25 protein-coding genes are annotated in these 24,457 nt (G+C 33.7%); 14 read left to right on the forward strand and 11 right to left on the reverse strand.

All coding sequences use genetic code 11. The features are described from left to right. Nucleotides 1-162: 162 nt before the first annotated feature. The 4 genes from V7056_RS08690 to V7056_RS08705 form a co-directional block, all read right to left on the reverse strand. Entirely contained in the window at nt 163-288 is a 126-nt protein-coding gene (locus V7056_RS08690; RefSeq protein WP_088002340.1) for a YfhE family protein, read from the reverse strand. A gap of 71 nt (nt 289-359) precedes the next feature. Next, on the reverse strand, nt 360-920 hold the full coding sequence (locus tag V7056_RS08695) for a GNAT family N-acetyltransferase (RefSeq protein ID WP_499701092.1): 561 nt from the start codon (nt 918-920) through the stop codon (nt 360-362). Nucleotides 921-1,235: 315 nt separating this feature from the next. Continuing rightward, nucleotides 1,236-2,369, reverse strand: a complete 1,134-nt coding sequence (locus tag V7056_RS08700; RefSeq protein ID WP_499701130.1) for an amidohydrolase — start codon at nt 2,367-2,369, stop codon at nt 1,236-1,238. Between the two features lie 16 nt (nt 2,370-2,385). Continuing rightward, nucleotides 2,386-3,282, reverse strand: a complete 897-nt coding sequence (locus tag V7056_RS08705) for a TIGR01777 family oxidoreductase (protein WP_499701094.1) — start codon at nt 3,280-3,282, stop codon at nt 2,386-2,388. 79 nt (nt 3,283-3,361) lie between these two features. Here V7056_RS08705 and recX point away from each other — a divergent pair, with 79 nt between their 5' ends. Together recX and V7056_RS08715 are read left to right on the forward strand one after the other, a co-directional pair. Further along, nucleotides 3,362-4,177 (forward strand): recombination regulator RecX, encoded by an 816-nt coding sequence (recX, locus tag V7056_RS08710; RefSeq protein WP_499701096.1) that lies wholly within the window; start codon nt 3,362-3,364, stop codon nt 4,175-4,177. Nucleotides 4,178-4,287: 110 nt separating this feature from the next. Further along, nucleotides 4,288-4,614 (forward strand): YfhH family protein, encoded by a 327-nt coding sequence (locus tag V7056_RS08715; protein WP_499701098.1) that lies wholly within the window; start codon nt 4,288-4,290, stop codon nt 4,612-4,614. 34 nt (nt 4,615-4,648) lie between these two features. On the opposite strand, the gene sspK is transcribed toward V7056_RS08715, so the two are convergent. Next, nucleotides 4,649-4,807 carry a small acid-soluble spore protein K gene (gene sspK / locus V7056_RS08720; protein WP_499701100.1) on the reverse strand — a complete coding sequence of 53 codons (159 nt, stop codon included), beginning with the start codon at nt 4,805-4,807 and terminating at the stop codon, nt 4,649-4,651. Between the two features lie 119 nt (nt 4,808-4,926). Between sspK and V7056_RS08725 the strand changes: the two genes are divergently transcribed. Next, nucleotides 4,927-5,199, forward strand: coding sequence for a YfhJ family protein (locus V7056_RS08725; protein WP_499701101.1), 273 nt, complete (start codon nt 4,927-4,929; stop codon nt 5,197-5,199). A gap of 343 nt (nt 5,200-5,542) precedes the next feature. On the opposite strand, the gene V7056_RS08730 is transcribed toward V7056_RS08725, so the two are convergent. Beyond that, nucleotides 5,543-6,517: a metal-dependent hydrolase gene (locus V7056_RS08730; RefSeq protein WP_499701102.1), complete on the reverse strand. Its 975-nt coding sequence runs from the start codon at nt 6,515-6,517 to the stop codon at nt 5,543-5,545. Nucleotides 6,518-6,605: 88 nt separating this feature from the next. On the opposite strand from V7056_RS08730, the gene mutY reads away from it, so the two are divergent. Next, nucleotides 6,606-7,706 carry an A/G-specific adenine glycosylase gene (gene mutY / locus V7056_RS08735; protein WP_499701104.1) on the forward strand — a complete coding sequence of 367 codons (1,101 nt, stop codon included), beginning with the start codon at nt 6,606-6,608 and terminating at the stop codon, nt 7,704-7,706. A 19-nt stretch (nt 7,707-7,725) separates the two neighbouring features. Here mutY and yfhS read toward each other — a convergent pair whose 3' ends face one another. Continuing rightward, nucleotides 7,726-7,950 carry a mother cell protein YfhS gene (gene yfhS / locus V7056_RS08740; RefSeq protein WP_499701106.1) on the reverse strand — a complete coding sequence of 75 codons (225 nt, stop codon included), beginning with the start codon at nt 7,948-7,950 and terminating at the stop codon, nt 7,726-7,728. Between the two features lie 125 nt (nt 7,951-8,075). Here yfhS and V7056_RS08745 point away from each other — a divergent pair, with 125 nt between their 5' ends. The 4 genes from V7056_RS08745 (at nt 8,076) to V7056_RS08760 (ending at nt 11,362) form a co-directional block, all read left to right on the forward strand. Next, nucleotides 8,076-8,285 (forward strand): gamma-type small acid-soluble spore protein, encoded by a 210-nt coding sequence (locus tag V7056_RS08745; protein WP_499701108.1) that lies wholly within the window; start codon nt 8,076-8,078, stop codon nt 8,283-8,285. Between the two features lie 309 nt (nt 8,286-8,594). After that, nucleotides 8,595-8,852, forward strand: coding sequence for a YgaB family protein (locus tag V7056_RS08750; protein ID WP_499701110.1), 258 nt, complete (start codon nt 8,595-8,597; stop codon nt 8,850-8,852). A gap of 128 nt (nt 8,853-8,980) precedes the next feature. Continuing rightward, a complete protein-coding gene (gene ntdP / locus V7056_RS08755; protein ID WP_088002367.1) occupies nt 8,981-9,511 on the forward strand; it encodes a nucleoside tri-diphosphate phosphatase in 531 nt (176 codons plus the stop codon). A 96-nt stretch (nt 9,512-9,607) separates the two neighbouring features. Beyond that, the gene (locus tag V7056_RS08760; protein WP_499701112.1) at nt 9,608-11,362 is read left to right on the forward strand and encodes an ABC transporter ATP-binding protein; all 1,755 of its coding nucleotides are present in this window, start codon (nt 9,608-9,610) and stop codon (nt 11,360-11,362) included. A 38-nt stretch (nt 11,363-11,400) separates the two neighbouring features. On the opposite strand, the gene V7056_RS08765 is transcribed toward V7056_RS08760, so the two are convergent. The 3 genes from V7056_RS08765 to V7056_RS08775 form a co-directional block, all read right to left on the reverse strand. Further along, a complete protein-coding gene (locus tag V7056_RS08765; RefSeq protein WP_499701114.1) occupies nt 11,401-12,498 on the reverse strand; it encodes an FUSC family protein in 1,098 nt (365 codons plus the stop codon). Nucleotides 12,499-12,785: 287 nt separating this feature from the next. Then, nucleotides 12,786-17,186, reverse strand: coding sequence for a glutamate synthase-related protein (locus tag V7056_RS08770; RefSeq protein WP_499701116.1), 4,401 nt, complete (start codon nt 17,184-17,186; stop codon nt 12,786-12,788). A gap of 99 nt (nt 17,187-17,285) precedes the next feature. After that, a complete protein-coding gene (locus V7056_RS08775; RefSeq protein WP_499701118.1) occupies nt 17,286-18,587 on the reverse strand; it encodes a glutamate-1-semialdehyde 2,1-aminomutase in 1,302 nt (433 codons plus the stop codon). Nucleotides 18,588-18,854: 267 nt separating this feature from the next. Here V7056_RS08775 and V7056_RS08780 point away from each other — a divergent pair, with 267 nt between their 5' ends. The 6 genes from V7056_RS08780 (at nt 18,855) to V7056_RS08805 (ending at nt 23,379) form a co-directional block, all read left to right on the forward strand. Beyond that, on the forward strand, nt 18,855-19,868 hold the full coding sequence (locus V7056_RS08780; RefSeq protein WP_499701120.1) for an ABC transporter ATP-binding protein: 1,014 nt from the start codon (nt 18,855-18,857) through the stop codon (nt 19,866-19,868). After that, nucleotides 19,861-20,652, forward strand: coding sequence for an ABC transporter permease (locus V7056_RS08785; RefSeq protein WP_499701121.1), 792 nt, complete (start codon nt 19,861-19,863; stop codon nt 20,650-20,652). The genes V7056_RS08780 and V7056_RS08785 overlap by 8 nt, the downstream gene beginning before the upstream one ends. Before the next feature lie 3 nt (nt 20,653-20,655). Beyond that, the gene (locus tag V7056_RS08790) at nt 20,656-21,441 is read left to right on the forward strand and encodes an ABC transporter permease (protein WP_088002385.1); all 786 of its coding nucleotides are present in this window, start codon (nt 20,656-20,658) and stop codon (nt 21,439-21,441) included. Between the two features lie 54 nt (nt 21,442-21,495). Then, entirely contained in the window at nt 21,496-21,903 is a 408-nt protein-coding gene (locus tag V7056_RS08795) for a potassium channel family protein (protein ID WP_499701124.1), read from the forward strand. Nucleotides 21,904-21,929: 26 nt separating this feature from the next. Further along, the gene (gene bcp, locus V7056_RS08800; RefSeq protein WP_499701126.1) at nt 21,930-22,385 is read left to right on the forward strand and encodes a thioredoxin-dependent thiol peroxidase; all 456 of its coding nucleotides are present in this window, start codon (nt 21,930-21,932) and stop codon (nt 22,383-22,385) included. Between the two features lie 556 nt (nt 22,386-22,941). Further along, nucleotides 22,942-23,379 (forward strand): Fur family transcriptional regulator, encoded by a 438-nt coding sequence (locus V7056_RS08805; protein ID WP_088002391.1) that lies wholly within the window; start codon nt 22,942-22,944, stop codon nt 23,377-23,379. Nucleotides 23,380-23,411: 32 nt separating this feature from the next. Here V7056_RS08805 and V7056_RS08810 read toward each other — a convergent pair whose 3' ends face one another. Then, entirely contained in the window at nt 23,412-23,774 is a 363-nt protein-coding gene (locus V7056_RS08810; protein WP_499701128.1) for a YgzB family protein, read from the reverse strand. Nucleotides 23,775-24,457 lie beyond the last annotated feature (683 nt).

Raw genomic sequence — 24,457 nt, forward strand, 5'->3', positions numbered from 1 at the left:
TTTTCTACCATATAATATTTTCCATGAAGGATAACTTATAGAAATGAATATGAGCAACTGTAAGAATAATGTTTTTCAGATGATTTTATGTAAAAATGATTTATTTTTATTATATAAATATAATAAAAGGGCTTCTAGATATAGAAGCCCTTCGTCTCAACGTTATTTGCCAATACCATTATATTTATAACCTGCAGCACGGTCTGCTCGCTTAAACTCTTTTGCATATAAAACTTCCTGTGTAGCACTTAAATATTTTCTAGTTTTATCTTGCTTTCTCTTATCCACAATAAACACCTCGCTAAGTTATAAAATCCTTAGTCAGTGTTGCCATTTCTTGTGGAGGATATACAAAATAATTATGCTTCTTTTAAGTGAGTAACTTCATGCTGTTGATAATCTTCACGTAATGTATGCAATAAATAGTTATCTTTTGTAATTTCAAATAAATCATAGATTTCTTCATTTTGATTGATTTCATTATAAAGGCATGAACGTGTCTCATTAGCTAATGTTGCATATGGTAATTTGCTTGCAGCATAAAAAGAACGCTTATTTAGCTTGCGAATACGCATAAAAATAGAGTTTATTCCTTGTTCATGAAATAACTCGTGAAAGAATGCATCTTTAGCAGGTTTATTATATCCCATTCCATGATAGGGCTTGCCCAACCATGTGCCTAAGAAACCATAACCGTCTTCAATATCATGTAAAGAGATATTGCCAATCGGGTTACCCCATTCATCCATAATCGTTCTAGAGATCATTTTCCCTTGTTCTTCTAGTTCCATGGCTTGCCTTGTGATAAATAAAAATTCTTCGTAAGAGTTCGCTTTATGGCGCACAAAAGGAAAGACATCAGGATGCGCCATAAGTTCAAAAAGTATAGAACAATCTTGTAAATCTCGCTGTTTTAGCATCTCTACTCCTCCTAATAATAGGGGTAGCGAAAAAAGGTTACGCCACCCGCGAAATTTTTGTGAGGACAAACTTCTGACGTTTTGTCCGTTGAAGTGCATTAAAATATTGAATAAATTTGAAATAATGTTTTAATGCACCCTAAAATTTCGGGGTGGGAATCGAACCCACTAGGACCAGCGAAAACTGGTGGCTCACCATTTGCCTTTCCCGTAAAAAAACTATATGAGAATAGTGGTTTAGACTATCTATTTTATAAATCACATAAAATCTTACTTTAATATAATAAACTATTTTTTTCAATTTGCAAACAAATTTTATTCGAGGTTTTTATACACAATTCTACCATCTATGACAGTAAGTAAAGGCTTAGCCAAATAGTGAAATGGATGATGTGACCATAGTACAACATCTCCATCTTTTCCTACTTCTAAACTACCAATTTTATGGGATAAATTTAGATTTTTAGCAGGATTTATTGTAATGGCTTTTAATGCTTCTTGTTCTGATAAACCTTCTCGAACTGCAATTGCTGCACATACATTTAAATACTGGATTGGTGTATAAGGGTGATCTGTCGTAATAGACACGCTAACACCAGCATCAGCAAGAACTTTGTATGTAGACCAGGATTTATTCTTTAGCTCGATTTTTGAACGTCTCGTTAGTGTTGGACCTACACACACTTGAAGGTCACGATTCTTAAGATGGTCAACAATCAGATGACCTTCTGTACAATGTTCAATTCGTATATCTAAATTAAATTCATCACCTAAACGAATAGCTGATAATATATCGTCGGCACGGTGAGCATGTATTCTAACTGGGATTTCTCTATTTAATGCCTTAAGAATTGGTAAAAATCTAAAATCATCTGGGTTATGAGTGTTTTTCGCTTCATAAAATGCCTCTCGAAGCATCCCCATTATTCCCATTCTAGTAATTGATTCTTTATTTCCATTACTATGAATTCGTTTCGGGTTTTCCCCAAATGCGATTTTTAGACCCGAAGGCTCTTGGATAATCATTTCATCGATATTTGTACCATATGTTTTAATTGTACAAGTTGTGCCACCGATGACGTTTCCACTGCCAGGCATGATGTGAGCAGTCGTAATACCATGTTGTCTAGCATCACTAAATGCTACATCTAACGGCAAAATACCATCTAAAGAACGAATGTGTGGCGTAAGAATGTCGATCGTTTCATTTGCATCATTACCAGCCCATCCTGTTCCTTCATCGTAAAGACCTAGATGAGTGTGTACATCAATAAATCCTGGGAATAGTGGCTTTCCAGAGCATTCAATAATAATCGTTTGGTCTTCTAAAACAGATATCTCAGGTGCAATTTCTTTTATTTTCCCATTTTCAATATAAAGGTCATGATTGTATAAAACCTGTGAAGTAATAGGAAAAATAGTTGCGTTTTTAAATAATAAATTCATGATAAATCCTTTCAAAAATCTATTTTAGAGTATAATCTAATGCATCTTTTAAAGATGTAAATTGAAAGTTATAATTAGTTTGTATAGCTACTGTTGGTGAAACTTTTTGGCCTTCTAAAATCAACATACTCATTTCTCCTAGTAACATTTGAAGGGCAAATTCAGGTACCTTTAGCAGGTTTGGTCGATTCAGACTATTTGAAAGAACTTTGCTGAACTCTTTCATTGTTACGGGAGTTGGTGATACGAAATTCATAGGACCATGAATTTCCTTGTTTTCAATGGAATGAACGATTAAACCTACTACATCTTTCAGATGGATCCAAGACATCCATTGTGAACCACTACCAATTGGGCCTCCAATAAACAATTTATAAGGCAAAATCATTTTGGGAAGTGCGCCACCTTCTAAGCCTAAAACAATTCCAAATCTAGCCAAAACAGTACGAATACCTAATTCTTCTGCTTTTGTTGCAACGTTCTCCCAAGTACGAACAGTTGTAGCTAAAAAGTCAGTAGATGTAGGCTTGTCATTCTCTGTAAAAGTTTTCGTTTCTGAGGTACCGTAAAATCCGATGGCACTTGCGTTAATTAGTAGGTTTGGACGATGGGCTTGTCTTTCTAACCACGTAATTAGTTTTGACGTAGATCGTATACGACTTTGTAGAATTTTGTCTTTTACAACATTCGTCCATCTACCACTGTTAATTGATTCTCCTGCCAAATTAATAACTACATCGATTGGTTCATTAAAAGAATTTGAAGTTAACTGATCCCAAGTAATAAAAGTAACTTGTGGAATTTGAGAATCAGTATGATTTCTCGTAACAACATAACAATGATATTCTTTTCGTACTAACTCTTTAACTAAAAGAGACCCAATAAAACCTGTACCACCTGTAAGAAGAATATTCATCCATTCATCTCCTTAATTCATCATATGATATTATTTTTTTTATGTGTATAATAAATCGAAAATAATTTAGAGGTAATTTATGACTATTATAACGAAAATTCAAGTGCAAAAACTAAATAAAGAACGTTTTAATATTTACACTGACAGCGGAAAAGGTGAGGAATATTCATTTAGTGTTGATGCTGATACACTAGTGAAGTTTAATTTAAAAAAAGGTGTGGCCTTTGAACAGTTTGAGTTAGAAGAAATCATACAGGCTGACCAATTAAGAAAAGCATACCTAGCTAGCATTGTATACTTATCAAGAATGATGAGAACTAAAAAAGAGATTGAACAATATTTACTAAAACAAGAACATACTAACGATACGATACAAACAACCATTATGAGATTAGAAGAAGAAGGTTATATTAACGAATCAAAATATGCGGATAGTTATGTACGAACTTCAGTTAATACAACTTTAAAAGGACCGACAATTATTCGAACTGAATTACTAACAAAAGGTATAACGAAACCATTAATCGAAGATAGTTTGAAGCAATATTCAAAGGAATTACAGGTCGAACATGCAATGCAACTTTGTCAAAAAAAGATTACATCATTTAATCGATATTCTACAACTCAAAAAAAGATAAAGCTAGAAGACCTGTTAAGACGTAAAGGTTTTTCTACTTCAATTATTTCAATTGCGATTGAAGAAACAAATTATGAGAGTGATGAAGATGAAGAGTTAAGTGCTTTACTGGTTCATGCACGTAAAGCGAAAAGGAAATTCGGCGGTTTAAGCGGATGGGAATACAACCAAAAAATGAAATCATCCTTATTTCGCAAAGGATTCTCAATCGAATTGATTGAAAAAGCTCTGCAATTTTTAGAAGAAGAAGATGAATGATAATTTTTGATTAAAATAATTTTTCACAAGGAAAGTGACCTTTCTTCTTTTTGCTTTAGAATGATATTGGTATAATAAAGATAACTATTTTTAGTCAGAGGAGTAAATAAATGCAAATTCCAAAACGCTATAGTGACTTAACGAAGGAAGAATTGATTCAAGAAATCAATGATTTAACAAATCAAGCTCGAAAAGCCGAACAAATGGATATGATTAATGAGCTGGAAGTAATCTTGCGTAAAAAAACAATGGCTCAATCATATTTATTAGATCCAAATGAATTTATTCCAGGTGAACAATATGAATTAATAGAAGAACCTGGTGTAATATTTGCAATTACTTACATGAACGGTATATTTGCATGGGGATATAGAAGTACAAGTGAAGAAGAAATAGGAATTCCAATTTCTTTATTAAAGAAACCAGGGAAAATGTGACCCCTGGTTTTCAATTTCTCATTTTTATTCATTATTAATCATTACTTTGATTGCTTTTAGCCATCCGTTTTTGTGGATTTGTATTCATTGTTCCATTTGGTCTAATTGAAGCATTTTTCGATTTGTAATCAATTCCACCGTCTATTTGCATATCATGTTTCTGTTTTGAAAATCGTTCACTTTTAGTTGTCAACGTAAAGCCCCCCTAATAATAAAAGCTAACACGATGATATGAACCATCACCATTATGATGACCATAATGAGTGGATATAAAACGAATGACACAAGTTTAAATATTGGAAGGTGTAATTTATGGAGAAATATTTGGAGCAGTTAACAGAATTACTTTTAAAAGAAAATAGTCACTTATCATATTCGCAAGCAAAAGTTTGGGTTGAATGGCTTTGGGAAGATTTTGAAGCAACATACGCAAAAGCAGGAGAATACCATGGTGAACAAATGTCAAAAAAAGTTGTTACCCAGTTCATTTACCAGTACGGAAAATACCTGCATGAAACTGAACTAAAAATTGCGAAGCCACCTGGGTATCAAATTGAAGAATCAAGAGATAATCGACTTCATTAAAAAACGTTAGAGAGTTCCTTAATAGGGCTTTCTAACGTTTTTTTATTTTTGTTTTCGTCTTATGCTTGTCGGAGCTATAACCAGTCGCCTCCACTTTTCAGAGTGTCTAGTTCCAGGCGTTTGCACCTCGAGTCATAAGCCAAACTCCATTAAAGGTAAAAAGCACCTTTATTGGGGTTTGTCTTACGCTTGTCGGGGCAGAGCGAACGCCTTCCACATTTCAGAGTGTCTAGTTCCGGCTCCTAGCTCCTCGAGGTCATAAGCCAAAAACAAATAAAGGTAAAAAGCACCTTTTTTTGTTTTCGTCTTATGCTTGTCGGAGCTGAACAGTCGCCTCCACTTTTCAATCCATTTTCAATTTTTTTTGTAGTTTTTTTTCGCTGAATATCCAGCCTGTGAATGAGCTGATGATGTGGTGGTCATAGTCAAATTTTACGACGGCAACAAATGGATAGTATGTGTCGGTTCGATATCTTAGGTCGATTAGTCGAAGTTCTTTGTGATTATCGTGGCCGATTAGTTCCCATATATATACAGGTGAAAAGGCTAAAAAGGATTTGACGTTTTCGTCTTTGAAGGCTGCTTTTACATCTTCAATTACTGGTAATGGGATTCTTTTGAATTCATCGTGTATTGTAAAATTCCTTTGTTTAATTTTACCAACGTAATGATGTGTGTCTGTACTTGCGACAATGTGATAATGAGTGTATTTTATAGAAGGCGATACATAGACATGCTTCGCTTCAGGTAGTTTATTGTAAACTGTTTGTATGACGATTCGTTTTTGTCGATATCTAAATGCGTAATAAAATACCATGATAATATACAATAGTATACAAATTGGGCCAGCTTTAAAATGAAAGATTACAAACGGTACGCCGATTAAATGAAGAACGAATATAAATGGATCGAAAGTATTAATTATTCCAAAGGCAATCCATCGATTAGAAAATGGCCTTAATGCTTGGGTACCATATGCATTGAATAAGTCAACAAACACATGGACACTTACGGCTATAAAAGACCAAAATAAGAAGATGCCAAAGTGATCGCGCTGATTAATTAAAGTCATTATAATTGATAAGGCTAAAGTCCAACCAATAACTGCTGGAATTGAATGAGTAATTCCGCGATGGTGCTTTAAGTATTTTGCATTGTTTCTTAATTTAAGTATTGTGTCGCTGTCAGGTAATTGAGATCCAATAATGGTTGTAAGTAATAATGCATTTGTTAAGTGTGGGTCATTTAACACGACAGGGCTTAATGTTGCTAATCCGCCTAGTGTAAAACCCATTACAAGATGAGTGCCAGTATCCATTTGGTTCCTCCCTTTGCTTACCTTAGTTATTTCTTTAGTATAAACAACTGTTAAAATATATATAGACGTTATAGAAAGGTATTAAAATATGAATAGTGATTTACAGCATACATTAGAAGTTTTCCCAAAAATTGATTTTAAGAATAATTTAGTTAATTGGTTTTTAGCTGAACAAAGAAATTTGCCTTGGAGATTAAATAAAGACCCGTATAGAGTGTGGGTTTCAGAAATCATGCTCCAACAAACGAGAGTTGAAACAGTAATCCCTTTTTATAATAAGTTTATGCAACAGTTCCCTACTGTTGCAGATTTGGCAAATGCAGAAGAGGAAAGAGTATTAAAGGCATGGGAAGGCTTAGGGTATTATTCTAGAGCTCGAAATTTACAATCTGCAGTCAGAGAAGTTCATGAAGTTTATAATGGACAAGTACCAAATACACCTGAAATGATCAGTAAATTAAAAGGTGTTGGACCTTATACTGCTGGTGCAATTCTAAGTATTGCATATGGAATTCCTGAACCGGCCGTAGATGGGAATGTAATGAGGGTCCTTTCTAGAATTTTAACAATTCGAGAGGATATTGGCGTCCCTAAAAATCGAAAAATATTTGAACAAGCAGTGAGAGCTTTAATTAGTCATGAGGATCCGTCAGCATTTAATCAAGGGATGATGGAATTAGGAGCCTTGATTTGTACACCAACGAATCCTGCATGTTTATTATGTCCAGTTAGAGAACAGTGTATAGCGTTTGAAAGTGGATTAGTGAATGAATTACCAATTAAGAGTAAAAAGAAAGCACCTAAACAAGTTGAACTTGTTGTTGGTGTCATAAAGAACAAGGAAGGTAAATTTTTAATACAGCAAAGACCGCAAACAGGGCTTTTAGCGAATATGTGGGAATTTCCTACTGCTGAATTAAAATCAAATTTACTTTCTAAAGGTGATACATTAGGATTTTTCTTAAACGAAGAATATAAGTTAGAAGTAGAAGAGCTCGCTTATCATTTTAGTATCGAGCATGTATTTACACATCTTGTATGGAAAATTGACGTTTATGTAGGAAATACAATAAAAGAAAGTAATTCATTAACAACTCACAAGTGGGTTTCTTTAGAAGAGTGTAAAGATCTACCATTTCCTGTCGTGCATCAGAAAATTTATCAACAAATAGAAAAATCCCAGTTCTAATGAACTGGGAATTTTTTGTTCAATCATAAGTAGGGCGCGTACCATGACCCCAATCTGCTTCACTTCTGTGCAAACCGCCTCGAGATTCAATTTCTTTAATAATCTCTTTTTGTATTGAATTACCTTCAACACTTAGATAACCAGTAATTTGTTGAAAAGAGTGATGGAAATATTCAAGTTCACTATCTTTCCACTCTGTTTTTGGAGTCATTGATAATTCAGAAAGATCTCTTCCTACATACATATTCATACCCCCAGTTTTTTATATAGTTTTCCACGGAAGCATTTCATTACTCAAAAAAAGAAGGTAAATTTTTTTACATATTTCTTTGAGGATTGGTAATCATATTATTCGTGGAGGTGATAAACATGGCAAACAACAATAACAACCAAAATTTCACTGCAGGTAAAACTGCAACTGGAACTAACATTGGAAAAGTGAAACAACAAAACCAACAAGGTTTTGGACAAGAATTTGCTAACGAATCTGCAACTGATGTACAAGCAGTAAGACAAGCAAATCAACAATCTGCTCAAAAAGCTGGTACTCAAAACTTTGGGCAACAAAACCAACAATAATTGAATGAAAATTACTAGAGGTGCGCTGTGGATGAATGAAAGTAAGTGTGAGAATCTTACTTTGGTTTGTCTACCTGCCTGATGTGAGATCATGCAGTCTAGTAGAATAAAAAGTCTTTTTAAGAGGACACCCTTTACGCAAGGGTGTCTTTTTATGTGTAGAACTATTATTTTTCACCTCATAAAAACTCCCCTAAAAGAATAATTCTTCAATATTCATATAAAAGTCAAATATCGCCAAATGTAGTCAAAGGGATTATGTTAGTTTTCAAGAAATAGTGTAATAATGAAATAAGGATGGTGAATGGTATGCAAGTATTCGACGAATTGGTTAGACGACAACTACAAACGATGGATCAATTAATTAAGATTCAAGAAGAAATTGAACGATGTCAAGAAATTGAAAATCAACTTTTTGAACTAGAGGATTTATCAAAATTGTCTTCCATTCAAGATGAAATTCATATAATGAGAACTGAATTAAAAGCAATCCAGAACACCTTTTTATTACAAACTCAGCAAATTATTAAGTCTTTTTCAGAGGAAAAAAAGCTAGCCTTAAAATAATTTTTTGCGCCATATGACCAAATTACACTCCCTTTTGTTTAAAAATGGAAGAGAACTAGTTATAATAGTAAATGTAAAGTATAAATAAAGTGTTGAAATGCGTCCACACTAGAAAGAAGGGAGAACATATGAACGTTCCCAAGCCGGGAGAAAAAATTCAAATACATAGCTATAAACATAACGGACATATTCATCGTATATGGGAAGAGACAACCATTTTAAAAGGGACGCAGCAGTTAGTAATTGGCGCAAATGATCGCACACTTGTAACTGAATCGGACGGTAGAACATGGGTTACACGAGAGCCTGCAATTTGTTACTTTGATATGGATTATTGGTTTAATGTCATTGGGATGATTAGAGAAGATGGAGTTTATTATTATTGTAATGTTAGCTCACCGTTTGTCTTCGAAGATGGTGCCATAAAGTATATTGATTATGATCTTGATATTAAAGTATTTCCAGACATGACCTACGTGCTGTTAGACGAAGATGAATATGAAAATCATCGACAAGAGATGAATTATCCTCCGATAATTGACCCAATCTTAAAAAAGAATTTGGGCTATTTAAAGGAAATGATTCATCAACGAAAAGGACCGTTTGCTTCTGATTTTATTGATAATTGGTATGAACGTTTCTTAATGTATCGTGATTAATTAAAGCTGTTGAGCAGACAATAACTATTGAGGAAATCTCAAAGTAAGTTATTAAGCTCAACAGTTTCTTTTTGTAAGGTTGAATGGGGGAGTAGTATGGGAAGTATAAGACGTTATTTGAAATTTGTGAAGCCCTATCGACTTCATATCTTTTTAACAATTGGAATTGGAATTATTAAGTTTGGGATACCACTTATTTTGCCTCTTTTACTGAAATATGTTGTAGACGGAATTATTAATACTTCTGATTCTTTAGCAACAAAAAGTGGCCACCTTGCTTATGCAATGATGATTGCTTTTGGCGTATTTGTGATTTTAAGACCGCCGATTGAATATTTTAGACAATATTTTGCACAGTATATTGGAAGCAGGATTTTATTTGATATAAGAGGTCATTTGTTTAATCACTTACAAAGACTTAGTCTTAGATATTATGCGAATGCAAAAACGGGCGAAGTCATTTCAAGGGTAATTAATGATGTTGAATCAACAAAAGACTTTGTCATAACTGGGCTAATGAACGTTTGGTTAGATTTAATTACAATCCTTATAACTGTTGCAATTATGATGACAATGGATGTGAAGTTAACATTAGTATCATTAATTGTTTTACCTTTTTACACAATAGCAGTTCGATACTTTTTTGGTCGTCTGCGATTATTAACAAGGCAACGTTCACAAGCATTAGCTGTTGTACAAGGTTTTTTAACTGAGAGAATTCAAGGGATGCAAGTGACACGTAGTTTTGCGTTAGAAGAGTATGAGAGTGATCTTTTTAAAGAAAAAAACGGAGAGTTTTTAGATCGCGCATTAAAACATACTAGCTGGAATGCAAGAACATTTACAATTATTAATACATTAACTGATATTGGTCCGCTTTTAATTATCGGGTTTTCAGCGTATCAAGTTATTCACAATCAATTAACACTTGGGGAAATGGTAGCTTTTATTGGATATATTGACCGATTATATGATCCACTAAGACGATTAGCGAACTCATCAACAACATTAACACAATCGTTTGCATCAATGGATCGAGTGTTTGAATTATTTGATGAAAAATATGATATCGTGAATCGGGAGAATCCAATTCAAGCAAAAAAATTGGAAGGGCAAATTACTTTTGATCACGTATCATTTCGTTATAATTCAAATGATGAAGAAGTTATCCAGGATGTATCATTTAATATAGAGCCTGGTCAAAAAATTGCTCTTGTAGGATCAAGTGGTGGTGGTAAATCATCATTAGTTAGCTTAATACCTAGATTTTACGATGTAACCAATGGTTCAATTGAAATAGATGGTATTGATGTTAGAGATTATGAACTAAAAAGCATGCGTGAAAAAATCGGGATCGTATTACAAGACAATTTTTTATTTAGTGATACGGTTAAATCGAATATTCAATACGGTGATCCAACAGCAAGCGAAGAGGAAATCATTTCAGCAGCTAAGGCGGCAAATGCACATGATTTTATCATGAGTTTACCTAATGGTTATGACACACTGGTTGGTGAGAGAGGTGTTAAACTTTCTGGTGGTCAAAAACAACGTGTTGCGATTGCTCGAGTATTCTTACGTAATCCCTCGATACTTATATTTGATGAGGCAACATCGGCTCTTGATTTAGAGAACGAAAAATATATCCAAGATGCAATTCAAGAACTAGCAAAAAATAGAACGACAATCTTTATTGCTCACAGATTATCAACAATCACACATGTAGACCAAATTGTTTATATTGATCAAGGGCAAGTTGTAGAAATTGGTTCACACGAAGAATTAATGGCTAAAAAAGCGGCATACTACCATTTGTTTGAAATTCAAAATTTAGAAAATAGCACAGTTTAATCAATAGAAAAGCCTCCAATATTGGAGGCTTTTTGTTATTACATTGTCTCTTGCTGCTCGACTTGTAATTGATATTCTTTGTGATAAGTTTGATGACTATCTACAAGAGTGTTTAAATGTTCAACGTTCTCACTATATTCTAGAATGGCTGATACAATCTGAAATAAATGTAACCAAGTTTTCTGTGTTTCCTTGTCATTTAAATCATGATGATCAAAAAATGCCTTCATTAATTTATCTTTTAAGATAATTTCTTCTTTATGAAGCGGAGCAGAGTGTTCTAAATTTACTTTTCCAATTAACTTCATAAGCGCATGTTCATGGTATTGCATTAAACATGTTAATTCATTTTTCATCAGTTCTTGGAATTCCTTAGGACTGACATTTATTTCATATTCTAATCGATTGAATGCCTTTAATGTATCAAAAGCACAATCTGCAGTTTGAAGCATCTGTCTAAACAATACAATTTTACGCGATTTTTCATGTTCTTTTTTCTTTCGTCCAATAAAGATAATACGGTCTTCTTTATATAGTCGATAGATTTTTGTAACATTTCGCATGATTTCTTTTAGCTGGTAAATATCTTCTTTTAATCCTGAATGACTGACAGTTTTGTGTAAAGCCATCATCATTAATTTATTTGTTTGTTCAGTAACAGAAATCATGCCACGAGATAACTTTTTCTCATAGTTCGGTGGCATTAAAAAGATATTAACAAATGAAGCTGCAAATACACCAACCATTACTGCCATAAATCGATCAAATGTAAATACTGCGAAGTTTTCATTAGTTGTGCTAGTTTCCATTATTACTACAACTGTTACTAGTGCAGTTGCAATTGTATTTTCAAGCTTTAGTTTCAAAGTAATAATAATGACGATAATACAAGTAAAGCCTATAATAACAGGATTGTTTCCTAAAGTCTGTAGGGCGATAATTGCGAGTAATGCACCAATTATGTTTGCTTGAAGTTGTTCAATTAATGTTTTGTATGATTGATTAACAGAGGATTTCATTGCAGAAATAGCTGAGATACCTGCAATTGAAGCTGCTGTTATATCAAAAAATATCGCGCTATAAATGGCGAGCATAATGGCTATACCAGTTTTTATGACACGCGCTCCTAATCTCATTGTGTGCTCCTTTTGTTTGTCTAGCTCTAAGAACTTGTAATTATTTAAACATTGGACATTTAACTTTCATACTATGAATCTACTTATTATTAAATGTCGGTCACTTCCTGAAAATATAATGATTTTATTCTCATAAAAGTAAGCTCTTGTAACTATACAATGAACTATAAGCTTTATCAATAGAAATTTATTAGTAAATGTGTTATTTATTTGAAGGCGAAAAATAGCAAATATTATGCAAACAAAAAAGAAGCGTTAGTAATAAACGCTTCTTTTTTTAATTCGTTTCACTCAGTTGAAACAGATGGATCTGCTTGCTCTTTTTTAGGAACGATTCGTAAGAAGTTTTGAGTGATATCTTCTAATAATGATTGAACAAATTTTGCTTCATCAGTTTGGTTATGTTGCGATAGTAGCATTTTATATTGTTCAAGTAATTCATTAATATCTTTTTTACTATTTTCATCAATTGATAAGACACTTACACTTGCGCCTTTCGCCATACGATTCAAGTATGCTTTTTTTGTAAGTCCTAATTCTGGAGCGTTCCTTACGTAGATAACGCCTCCAGTCATCCCAGCGCACATCCATGGACCTGGATCTCCAAGCACTATTGCACGTCCGCCAGTCATATACTCGAATGCGAATCCGTTAATGTTTGCATTTGCTCCAAGTCTTACTTTTTTAGATGTTGAAACAGTATCGTGATGATGCCCACCAATAATTACATCTGCGCCTGATAGGCGAATTCCAGCGCGTGAATCCGCGTTTCCTTGGATGAAAAATTGTCCTTTTTGAGCACCATAAGCAAAGCACTTACCAACGGATCCACCAAAATATTGACCATTTGCACCTTTTGCTTTGCTGATAAAAATTTTACCGCCAAAAGCAGTTTTTGCAACACCGTCTTGTGCTCCACCTTGAACATACACTGAATAATCTTCTACAGTGTAAGTACCTAAGCCATTTCCAGGGATCGATTGATCTTCAAAGCTAAGTTCAACTGGTGATGTATTACGATTTGTTTGTTTTTGAATGACTAAATCATGGATTAGTAAGCTGCCAGCATGACGATATTCATTATCGACTTTTGCATATGCACCAATACCATTGCTTTGTAGTGCCTTTGCAGATTCACCATCCGACAGAACATATTCTTTATCTTCAATTTGAACTGTTGATAAAAGATTGTTCAAGTTTAGTGTATCGACAAATCTAGTCTGTTTTAAATATTCAGTTTTTCCTACAAGGTCTTGTGCTTTACTAACCCCTAAAGCACCAACAATTTCTTGTAGCTCATCTTTAAAAGCGGTGAAGAACTGTACTAAATTCGATACAGCTGTTTCTAATTGTCTTGGCGTAAACTTTCGAAGACCATGGCGTACAGCTTCAATTTCTGACTCGATTTGTGTAGCAATACCAACATGACACGTATCTAAATGACAGCCACGACAAGTAGTACATCCAATGGCAATCATAGATAAAGTTCCAAATCCGATGCGGTTTGCACCTAAAATCATCATTTTAACGACATCGTTTACACTTTTCATTCCACCATCTGCCCAAATTTCTACTGAGCTACGTAGTCCAGATTCTAAAAGGGCGTTATGAGCAGCGCGTACACCAATTTCGACAGGGAGACCTACATTTTGAATTGCATGTACTCTGGCAGCTCCTGTTCCACCATCAAATCCACTAATATTAATAAAATTTGCACCGGCTTTTGCAATGCCCACTGCAATTGTACCGATGTTTGGCACAACTGGAACTTTTACAGCTACTTTTGCATTAGGATTAACAGCTTTAATTTCACTAATCATTTGAGCTAAATCTTCAATAGAATAAATATCATGGTTATTTGAAGGTGAAATTAAATCTGAACCAAGTGTTGCGTGTCTAGTTTCTGCAATCTTTTTGGTTACTTTTGATGCTGGAAGATGTCCGCCTTCACCAGGCTTCGCACCTTGCCCAATTTTAATTTCTATTAAATTTGAAGAGTGAAGTAAATGAGCATTTACACCAAATCTACCTGAAGCAACTTGTTGGCCTCGTGTGTTTGGGTATTTTCCAATCATATCTTGGATTTCTCCACCTTCACCATTTAAGCTAATCATGTTTAGGCGATTTGCACCTTCAGCATATGCTCGGAATGCAACTTCATTTTGAGATCCAAACGACATCGAACTAATGATAAAAGGTAATGAATGTGAACCAACCTCTAGCGAAACTTGATCAGAATGAATTGGATGGTTACTTTCAACGAAAGACAATGCATGGCGGACTGCCGTCGGACGATCTTCTTCAATTTGATTTAATTTTTGTCTATAATTTTCATAGCTTCCAGTTTGCGCTGTTTCACCAATTGCTTTCCAAATACGAGGGAAAACGTGAAAAGGCTTATGCAATACAGAACTATTTGACGTGTAATCATCGTAACGTTTCTTTGCATCTATCTCCAAGGTGTTAAATCCAGCAGTATCTTGATCTCCAAAGAAGTTAACTATTCCTAGTGCTGATGCAACATCCTCGTGTAATCCGATACTACTAAACATTTTCGCGTAGCCTCTTAATTCATGCATACCAATCGTAGATATAACTTTTTCAATCCCTTTATTTAATACATCATATAGACTCACAATTTTTTCAGGTGCTTCTAATTCAGATACAGTACCGAATAGGAAGTAAGGATTAATGACATCTGCCCCTAAGCCTTTCATCACCATTAAATCATGTAGATTGCGAACCGACGCAGTTTTTAACACAATCGAACAGTCTCTTCTTAATCGAGCGCTCACTAATCCATTATGAATTGTACTAGTAATTAATGCTGGATCAATCCAATACTGACTATTTTTATGAGCTTCTTCATCGGTAATGATAATACATTCTACGCCATTTTTAACTGCTTCAATTGCTTCGAATTTATATTTAGACAAAGTCTCTTCTAACGGTAATTGAGAAAATGTACTATGAATAATCGAAAGTTTCGCATTCGATTGATATAGATTCATAATTTCTTCGTATGAAATCTGATTACGTTTTGACTTTAATGTGGTTCCTACGAAACCATCACCGATTATTGGAGAAGGAAGCTGTAAGACCAAGCCAGATTGTTTTTCAATAATAGATGGTCTTTTCCCTAATAAAACAGATGTAGAGAAGTGCTCAGTTTCTCGGTCCCTATCAATTGCTGGATTCGTTACAACCGCTACAGTTTCTTTCATATAATCTGCTAAATTTCTTCTGCCTTCATCTAAACAAGCTAAAGGAGCATCGTGACCTAATGAACGGATTGGCTCAGCACCTTTTTCAGCCATTTGCTCAACCAATTGTATTTGCTCTCTATGCCAACCGAAAGCACCGTATTCAAAAGGTTGAATTGATGGGGGAGCTTCCTCGATAGTTTCGTTTATATTTACTAGGCTATTTGAAAGGTTCAAATTTATTTTGTCGTTTAATTTTTCTGTAACAACTTTTACTAGTTCTTGGTGAGTTAATAGCTGTGCTGTATGATTAGTAAGGTTAATGCCAATTTTTTCACCGGGTGATAGTGCGTGTGGTTCAGCAGTAAATGATTCAGGAGAAAGAATCCCTTGTTCAGATGAAAATACATAATGATCTTCTGTTTCTAATAACCAAACAGGTCGCAATCCTAATGCATCTACACTAGCAACGAATTCATTTCCTTCTCTTGTCAATACTCCAGCAGGTCCTTGGCAATATGGTCCAAAAGCGCTTCTGATTTTTTGATAAATTTTAGCGTATTCTTCGTCTGCTTCGAATTCCGCAGGTACAGGTGGAAATAATAATTCCATCGATTCCTTTAATGTATATCCATGTTTGTGAATAAGTGTTTCCAAAGTGATATTAACATCTTGTGAGTCACTATTACCGTTTGTTATGCTTGCACCAATTTGTTTAGCTTCTACTCTCAATTGTTCAATTGTGTTAATTTCTCCATTGTGAGCAAGTATGCTAAAAGGCTGAACCCTTGAAAATGAAGATGTTGTATTTGTGGAATAACGGTTATGACCAACTACTACAGATGACTTGAAATTAGGATGCTGTAAATCTGAATAATAAGCAATTAATGTATCAATTGTACCCATTACTTTATAGACGCATGTAGATTGACTTAATGAAACGACCGTAACATGAGACAGTTGTTCATGAATGATATTTGATAGATCAAATAGTGAAGTATTCGGACGATTAGATATTGGAAGTAATGCTACTTGTAAAAATTCAGGCTCTACTGCTTTTGCAATTGGACCAAGAGACGAAGAGTTAGTTTGATGTTGACTATGATATAGAGTTTCGTAACCATTTTCTTCAAATAGTTGAAGTAATGTTTGTTTATTTTCATCTGATTGATCATTTAAAAAGAAATGCCCAACTGTGAATGATGGGTGTGAGACAACCTCTGAACTGATCCCTACGCTAGCAAGTTTTTCTTCCCAAAGTAGAGTAGGGATATCCGTTTGTAATCCAACGCCATCACCTTCTCCATTTGTAAATCCGGCACGATGATTCATCTTTCTAAGGCTCTCAGCGGCAATATCAACAGTTTCTCTCGTCTGAGATAAAGAACGATTAACAAAAGCAACAATCCCACAAGCGTCATGCTCATGATTGTGGAACTCTTTAAATGTACTCGGTGACCATGGTGTTTTTGCTTGATTTTTCATGAAATTACCTCCTATTTACAATAAAGAATTTTGATTATTCTGAATTACTTATGTAAGAATAGAGGCCACTTCAGTAATTTGTAGTGACCTCTATTATTTTTATTGTTTAATTGTAGCTAATTTTTGGAATGCATTTCCAACTGCTTTAATTGTTTGCTTCACATCATCTTCAGTGTGGGCAGTTGTTAAAAACCATGCTTCATATTTAGAAGGAGCTAGATTAATTCCTTCTTCTAATAAAAGCTTAAAGAATCGACCAAATACTTCACCATCTGAAAGTTTAGCTTCTTCATAATTTGTTACTTCATCTACATTAAAGTAAACAGTTAATGCGCCTTTTAGACGGTTGATTTTAATATGAATGTTATGCTCGTTAGCTTTTTCTTGAATACCAGCTTCAAGTATTGAACCTAATCGATCTAATTCTTCATATACACCGTCTTGTTTTAATACTTCAAGACAAGCAATACCAGCTGCGATTGATGCTGGGTTACCAGCCATTGTACCAGCCTGATACGCAGGACCTAGTGGTGCCACAGTTTCCATAATTTCTTTTTTACCACCATAAGCTCCAATTGGTAAACCACCGCCAATAATTTTGCCTAAAGCAGTTAAGTCAGGTTCAATGCCTAATAAATTTTGTGCGCCACCGTACATAAAACGGAAAGCAGTAATGACTTCATCATAAATGACTAATGCGCCATAGTTGTGAGTAATGTCATTAACAGCTTCTAAGAATCCTTCTTTTGGTTCTACAATACCGAAGTTGCCAACAATTGGTTCAACAAGGACACCTGCAATTTCATGACCCCATTTTTCCATTGTCTCAGCATATGCATCGATGTCATTAAATGGAACAGTAATCACTTCGTTTGCAATACTTTGCGGTACACCAGCTGAATCAGGTATTCCAAGTGTAGATGGACCAGAACCTGCTGCGACTAAAACTAAATCTGAATGGCCGTGATAGCATCCTGCGAACTTCACAATCTTAGTTCTATTTGTATAAGCTCTAGCAACACGAATCGTTGTCATTACAGATTCAGTACCTGAATTTGTAAATCGAACTTTATCCATACTTGGAATTGCTTCTTTTAACATTTTAGCAAATTGTAGTTCAAGCTCATGTGGTGTGCCATATAGTACTCCGTTTTCTGCAGCTTTGGTAATTGCAGCAGTAATATGTGGATGTGCATGACCTGTAATAATTGGCCCATAAGCAGCTAGATAATCAATATATTGATTCCCATCTACATCCCAAAAGTAAGCACCTTTAGCACGTTTCATCGTAACTGGAGCACCGCCACCAACGGCTTTAAATGATCTAGATGGACTATTAACTCCCCCAACGATGTGCTCTAAAGCTTCATTATGTATTTCGACTGATTTTTGATTGTTCATGAAGTTCCTCCTATATTCGCGATTAAAATAGAAGTTTTAACCTGCATCTTTACATTATTTATTTCGTTAAATAACATTCTAGCACGAATTTTTTGTGCGTGGTAAATGTAAACCTTTTCATTTTCAAAAGAAATTTGAACATTTGGAGAATCTATTAACAAATCGAGAAAATTTAAGGATTGGAAATAAATTCTTAAGTCTTTTTGATTGTACTTATATGCCATTTAAAATACACTTAGCGACGGAATAAAAAATGGAGGCAATTAGATGGAAAATATGATTGAAGTTCAAAATCTTCACAAAGAGTTTAAAACATTCTCTAGTCGCTCAGGTGTAAAAGGAGCATTTAGAGACTTATTCACAAGGAATTATAAAATCAAAACAGCAGTTAACAATATTAGTTTTTCCGTAAAAAAAGGTGAAATGATGGCGTATATAGGTGAGAATGGAGCCGGTAAATCCACAACAATTAAAATGTTAACAGGAATATTAACACCTACTGGGGGTAATGTAAAAGTTAATGACTTTCATCCTCAAAAAGAACGTGAAAAATTTGTTAAATCAATCGGTGTTGTTTTTGGGCAAAGATCTCAGCTGTGGTGGGATATAGCAGTTCAAGAATCGTTTCGATTATTAAAAAAGGTTTATCAAGTTTCAGATGAACAATACGATGAACATATGGGCTATATCATTAAAACGTTAGATTTAGAACCTTTATTAGATCAGCCGGTAAGAAAATTATCTCTTGGTCAAAGAATGAGATGTGAATTAGCAGCTGCTTTAATTCATAATCCACCGTTATTGTTTTTAGATGAACCAACAATCGGTTTAGATGTTTTAGTGAAATTAAAAATCAGAGAGTTTTTGAAGGAATTAAATGAAAGATATGGTACGACGATTCTATTAACGACACACGATATTTCTGATATTGAGGCTTTATGTGATCGAGTTGTCATGTTAGATGAAGGGAAGATCATCTATGATGGTAAGCTTGAAGAACTAAAAGGTCAGTGGGGCGAAGAAAAAGAAATTCAATTTCAATTTATTAAACATGTTGAACAAAAAGACTTGGTTGAGCTTGTTGGTCGAACTGATGTGAAGTGGAAAAAAGATGAAGGAGAAAATGTTTGGACAGTTTCTCTTCCAAATGATGAGACGACCATTTCTATGATCATTGCAAAAGTAGTACAATCACATCCAGTCAAAGATATGAAGATGTTAGAGATTTCTACTGAAGAAATTATTCGAAATATTTATCAAGAGGGTATGAGTAATGGGTAAGTATTTAGAAATCATTCGTATCCGTTTTTTAATGATGCTAGCCTATCGTACTAATTACTACACAGGGATTGTAATTTATACAATTAATATAGGAGCATATTTTTTCTTGTGGAAAGCCATTTATGGTAGTCAAGGTTCAATACAAGGAGTATCAGTTACTCAAATGACAACATATGTTGCAATTGCTTGGATGGCTCGAGCATTTTATTTTAATAATTTAGATCGTGAAATTGCAGAAGAAATAAGAGAAGGTAAAGTAGCAATTGAACTGATTAGACCATATAACTATTTATTTACTAAAGTTATGCAGGGCTTAGGAGAAGGGATTTTTCGATTCTTTTTCTTTTCAATCCCAGGATTTATCATCGTTGCATTGATTTTCCAATTAAAAGTATCATTTGATATGTCAACAATGGCCTTATTTTTATTAGCATCGATCTTTAGCTTTGCAATCAACACACAACTTAATATATTAACTGGTTTAATGGCGTTCTTTCTTCACGATAATATGGGATTTATTCAAGCGAAACGAGTTATTATTGATTTGTTCTCAGGTTTAACAATACCTATTACATTCTTTCCGATTTGGGCACAAGATGTTATGAAATATCTACCATTCCAAGGAATTAGTTATATACCAAGTATGATTTTTGCAGAAGGTATTAAAGGCGATTCCCTTTTTAATGCACTATTATTTCAAGTCGTTTGGGTCATCTTACTATGTATTCCTATAACTGTTATATGGTATAAGGCTAAAAAACAGCTTGTTGTGCAAGGAGGTTAAAGAATGTTTTATTTAGATTTATTTTTTCAATACACAGGTCAATATTTAAAAACTAAATTTCAATATAGAGCAAATTTCTTTTTATCATTTGTATCTGATTTAATGGCTCAAGCTGTTAATTTAATTTTTATCTTACTAGTATTTAACCACACTTCTTTAATAGAAGGATGGAATCGCGATGAAATAGTGTTTATTTATGGTTTCTTTTTAGTTCCATTTGCTTTATTTGTTTCATTCTTTAATATATGGGATTTTAATGATCGTTATATTGTAAAAGGGGAGTTTGATCGCATTCTAACTCGTCCAATTCATAGTCTTTTCCAAGTAGTATTGGAGAAAATGGAATTAGAGTCATTATTAGGCGCAATTACTGGATTCATCATTATGATTTATGCAGGTTCAAACTTAGGGCTTTCACTAACGTGGTATGATCCTATTCTATTTATTTTAATGGCGTTAGGTGGAATGCTTGTATATGCAGGTATCTTTATTATTTTAGCTAGTATTGGTTTTTGGTCAGATGCACGAACGTCAATTATGCCTTTAATGTACAATATTGGTAATTATGGGAGATACCCAATTAATATTTATCATCCGATTATTCGATTTGTATTAACGTGGGTATTACCATTTGCTTTTGTCGGTGTATATCCTGCAGCTTATTTTCTACGTAGAAGCGAATGGTATTTGTATTCATTTTTTACACCAGTTATGGGACTTATTGTGTTTATAGTAGCAGTTTGTATTTGGAATATTGGTGTCAAAAAATATAGAGGAGCGGGGAACTAAGCATGTTATTCTATTTCGATAGCTTGTTTCATAAATTGAAATGAGGTGATCGAAATGGGAACTGCTTTTTTCTTCTTTATTGCTATTTTTTCTATATTATATAGTTTAATGTACTTATGGAGTTCAACAACAACTAAAGTCAATAAAGGATTTATTTCTATTAATAATTACATTTTGTTGTTTTTAATATATGGAACGGTTTTAATTGGATTTAGTGCAGTTTATTTTATACTTGAAAGAGGTCCTCAGCCGATATTACTTGAGCATACTATTCCTGTAGACGGTTCGAATTATCATATAATGGAATTATGTTTATATTTTAGTGCTATTACACTTTTGTCTGTAGGTTATGGAGATATTGTTCCTGTTGGTTTAGGAAGATGGGTTGCAATGATCGAAGCACTAATTGGGTATACAATGCCCGCAGCTTTTGTGTTACAAGTATTTAGAGAAGAGCGATAAAATTATTTAAATGAAGGAGAAATATAATGACTGTTGATATTGGCATTAAAGCACCTGACTTTACATTACCTGCAAATAATGGGGATGAAGTATCATTATCAAATTATCTTGGAAGAAAAGTTGTTTTATATTTTTATCCAAAAGATATGACTCCTGGTTGTACAACAGAAGCATGTGATTTTCGTGATTCGTATGAAAAGTTTATAAGTGCAGGTGCAACGATACTTGGCATTAGTCCAGACCCGATTCAAAAGCATCAAAAGTTTGTGGAAAAGTACGACCTTCCTTTCATCTTATTATCAGATGAAACAACTGAAGTTGCTAAACTATACGATGTATGGAAACTAAAAAAGAACTTTGGTAAAGAGTACATGGGAATAGAGCGGACAACCTTCTTAATAAATGAAGAAGGTATGATTGAAAAAGTTTGGCAAAAAGTAAGAGTCAAAAATCATGTTGAAGATGTATTCAGCGTTTTATAAAGGAATAATGTATAGCTAGTATAAGCTTCTGACTTGTACTAGCTTTTATTTTTAGATGAAATAGTACTACGAACATGGACGCACCTTAAATCAATATAGTGAATGGAGTTTGTAATTTAATATCCAACCATTTTAGCTAACGTTCTCCTTAATATAGAAATAGTAAGACCACCGAATTTTTTTTGTAACGCTACAAATATGTCTTTTTATTCACCTTTTCGAACGATAATAGTGCCATCTTTATATCGATTAAACTGTACTGTTATGATTTGGAATGAAATTTAATAAATGTTTATAAACTTAATCGAGCTTTTCGTCTATACGCCTTCTTCTAAAGAGAATATATATAAGTATAGGGCATACCTCCTCAGATGATAGCATTTTGAAGTGCGAGAATTTCTCGCACGTTTTTTTATGTAATCAACTATTTCTATTTCTTCATTAATATAAATTTTTTTAGGAAATTCTCAAAAAGTTGACAAATATTCTTACAGTTGAATAAACTAATAATAAGAATGTTGTTTAGAATTAATTTAAAGAAACGGGGAGAGCGGCGTTGCATAAAGAAAATATTCAAGATGCAATATCACATTTAAAGAATAGCGGCGTACGTATTACACCTCAACGACATGCAATTATAGAATTTTTAATTGAAAGTGGAACACATCCAACTGCTGATGAAATCTATAAAGCACTTGAGGGTAAGTTTCCAAATATGAGTGTTGCAACTGTTTACAATAATCTCAGAGTTTTACGTGAAGTTGGAATGGTTAAAGAGTTAAACTTCGGTGATTCTTCTAGTCGATTTGATTATATAACTACAGATCATTATCATATTATTTGTGAGAAATGCGGAGATATGAATGATTTTCATTATGATGGATTAGAAGGTATCAATCAATTTGTTGAGAACGTAACAGGATTTGAAGTAACAAATCATAGGATGGAAGTGTACGGTATTTGTCCTAATTGCAAAGAAAAAAACTTATCATAAAAAGCACATTACATATGTAATGTGCTTTTTTATTACGTTCTTTTTGTTTCTCGTTTGCTATTGTATTTTTCATCGAACTCTTTGCCTTCTAATGAAGCATCTAATGTTAGTGGTTCATTACAATACATACAAATATCTACTTTCCCAAGCATCTTTGTCGTTTTATTACATGTTGGACAAACTACTTGAATGGTTTTAGTTGATAGCATACCAATCCAAAAGTAAACAACAGTACTTCCAATAATAGCTAAAAACCCAACAAGCATAAACAATGTCATAACAATTTTATGCTCTCTGAAGAATACACCGCCGTACATAATGATGAATCCAATAAATAATAATGAAAGTGCAAATGATCTTATATTATTAATTTTACTACTTTTCTTTTTTGCCAATAGTTCCACCCCATTCAATGTTAATATAGCATAAATGGGATTTGAACTGGTAGTCTTACTATTATGAATTTCAGTTTTTATAGTTTATGAAAAGTGTACTTATGTAAAGAAGAGAGTTGAATTCCACTTCAGGTGCTCACTTTCCACGGGGCAGGCGCTGAGCCTCCTGGGTCCACACGACGTCGTGGTTTTAGCATGTCAACTTTATTACGCCTGTGGGGTCTTAGCTGTTACCTATCCCTAGTTCCCAAATGAGTCAAGCACCTTACACGTCATTTGTTTAAGATTAATATAAGCTTTTTACGAAGACTTCTATATTGAATTAATCTTTTCTGATGATTGATGAAAAGTGGTTTTATACTTTCTATTAAGTGGCTAGTTTCTCTAATAGGAATTAAAGATATAATAAGAAGTAATTCGAATAGCTACATCACATCATATTTGATATGTATTCACATCTAAGAGTACAAGGTATCATTTCAAATGAAATCTTTTTCAAAAAAATATTAAAAAGTTGTTGACCATAACGATAGGTGATGTTATATTAATTTATGTCGCCAAAACAAGTCGGTGACAAACGAGAAAAAGTAACAATAAAAATTAAACAAAATATTGACATGTTTTTTGATAAGTGTTAATATAAAAAAGTCGCTTACGAGCGATATAGTGAACTTTGAAAACTA

It is taken from the genome of Bacillus sp. JJ664 (assembly GCF_036962205.1).
Taxonomy (GTDB): Bacteria; Bacillota; Bacilli; order Bacillales; family Bacillaceae_G; genus Gottfriedia.

Coding starts and splice junctions, on each gene's coding strand:
- V7056_RS08770 (WP_499701116.1), bottom strand. CDS start 17,186: ATGAAAAATCAAGCAAAAACACCATGGTCACCGAGTACATTTAAAGAG.
- ntdP (WP_088002367.1), top strand. CDS start 8,981: ATGAACGTTCCCAAGCCGGGAGAAAAAATTCAAATACATAGCTATAAA.
- V7056_RS08730 (WP_499701102.1), bottom strand. CDS start 6,517: ATGGATACTGGCACTCATCTTGTAATGGGTTTTACACTAGGCGGATTA.
- V7056_RS08780 (WP_499701120.1), top strand. CDS start 18,855: ATGGAAAATATGATTGAAGTTCAAAATCTTCACAAAGAGTTTAAAACA.
- V7056_RS08765 (WP_499701114.1), bottom strand. CDS start 12,498: ATGAGATTAGGAGCGCGTGTCATAAAAACTGGTATAGCCATTATGCTC.
- V7056_RS08775 (WP_499701118.1), bottom strand. CDS start 18,587: ATGAACAATCAAAAATCAGTCGAAATACATAATGAAGCTTTAGAGCAC.
- V7056_RS08790 (WP_088002385.1), top strand. CDS start 20,656: ATGTTTTATTTAGATTTATTTTTTCAATACACAGGTCAATATTTAAAA.
- V7056_RS08725 (WP_499701101.1), top strand. CDS start 4,927: ATGGAGAAATATTTGGAGCAGTTAACAGAATTACTTTTAAAAGAAAAT.
- V7056_RS08715 (WP_499701098.1), top strand. CDS start 4,288: ATGCAAATTCCAAAACGCTATAGTGACTTAACGAAGGAAGAATTGATT.
- mutY (WP_499701104.1), top strand. CDS start 6,606: ATGAATAGTGATTTACAGCATACATTAGAAGTTTTCCCAAAAATTGAT.
- V7056_RS08745 (WP_499701108.1), top strand. CDS start 8,076: ATGGCAAACAACAATAACAACCAAAATTTCACTGCAGGTAAAACTGCA.
- V7056_RS08760 (WP_499701112.1), top strand. CDS start 9,608: ATGGGAAGTATAAGACGTTATTTGAAATTTGTGAAGCCCTATCGACTT.
- V7056_RS08750 (WP_499701110.1), top strand. CDS start 8,595: ATGCAAGTATTCGACGAATTGGTTAGACGACAACTACAAACGATGGAT.
- yfhS (WP_499701106.1), bottom strand. CDS start 7,950: ATGTATGTAGGAAGAGATCTTTCTGAATTATCAATGACTCCAAAAACA.
- V7056_RS08795 (WP_499701124.1), top strand. CDS start 21,496: ATGGGAACTGCTTTTTTCTTCTTTATTGCTATTTTTTCTATATTATAT.
- V7056_RS08785 (WP_499701121.1), top strand. CDS start 19,861: ATGGGTAAGTATTTAGAAATCATTCGTATCCGTTTTTTAATGATGCTA.
- V7056_RS08705 (WP_499701094.1), bottom strand. CDS start 3,282: ATGAATATTCTTCTTACAGGTGGTACAGGTTTTATTGGGTCTCTTTTA.
- bcp (WP_499701126.1), top strand. CDS start 21,930: ATGACTGTTGATATTGGCATTAAAGCACCTGACTTTACATTACCTGCA.
- recX (WP_499701096.1), top strand. CDS start 3,362: ATGACTATTATAACGAAAATTCAAGTGCAAAAACTAAATAAAGAACGT.
- V7056_RS08695 (WP_499701092.1), bottom strand. CDS start 920: ATGCTAAAACAGCGAGATTTACAAGATTGTTCTATACTTTTTGAACTT.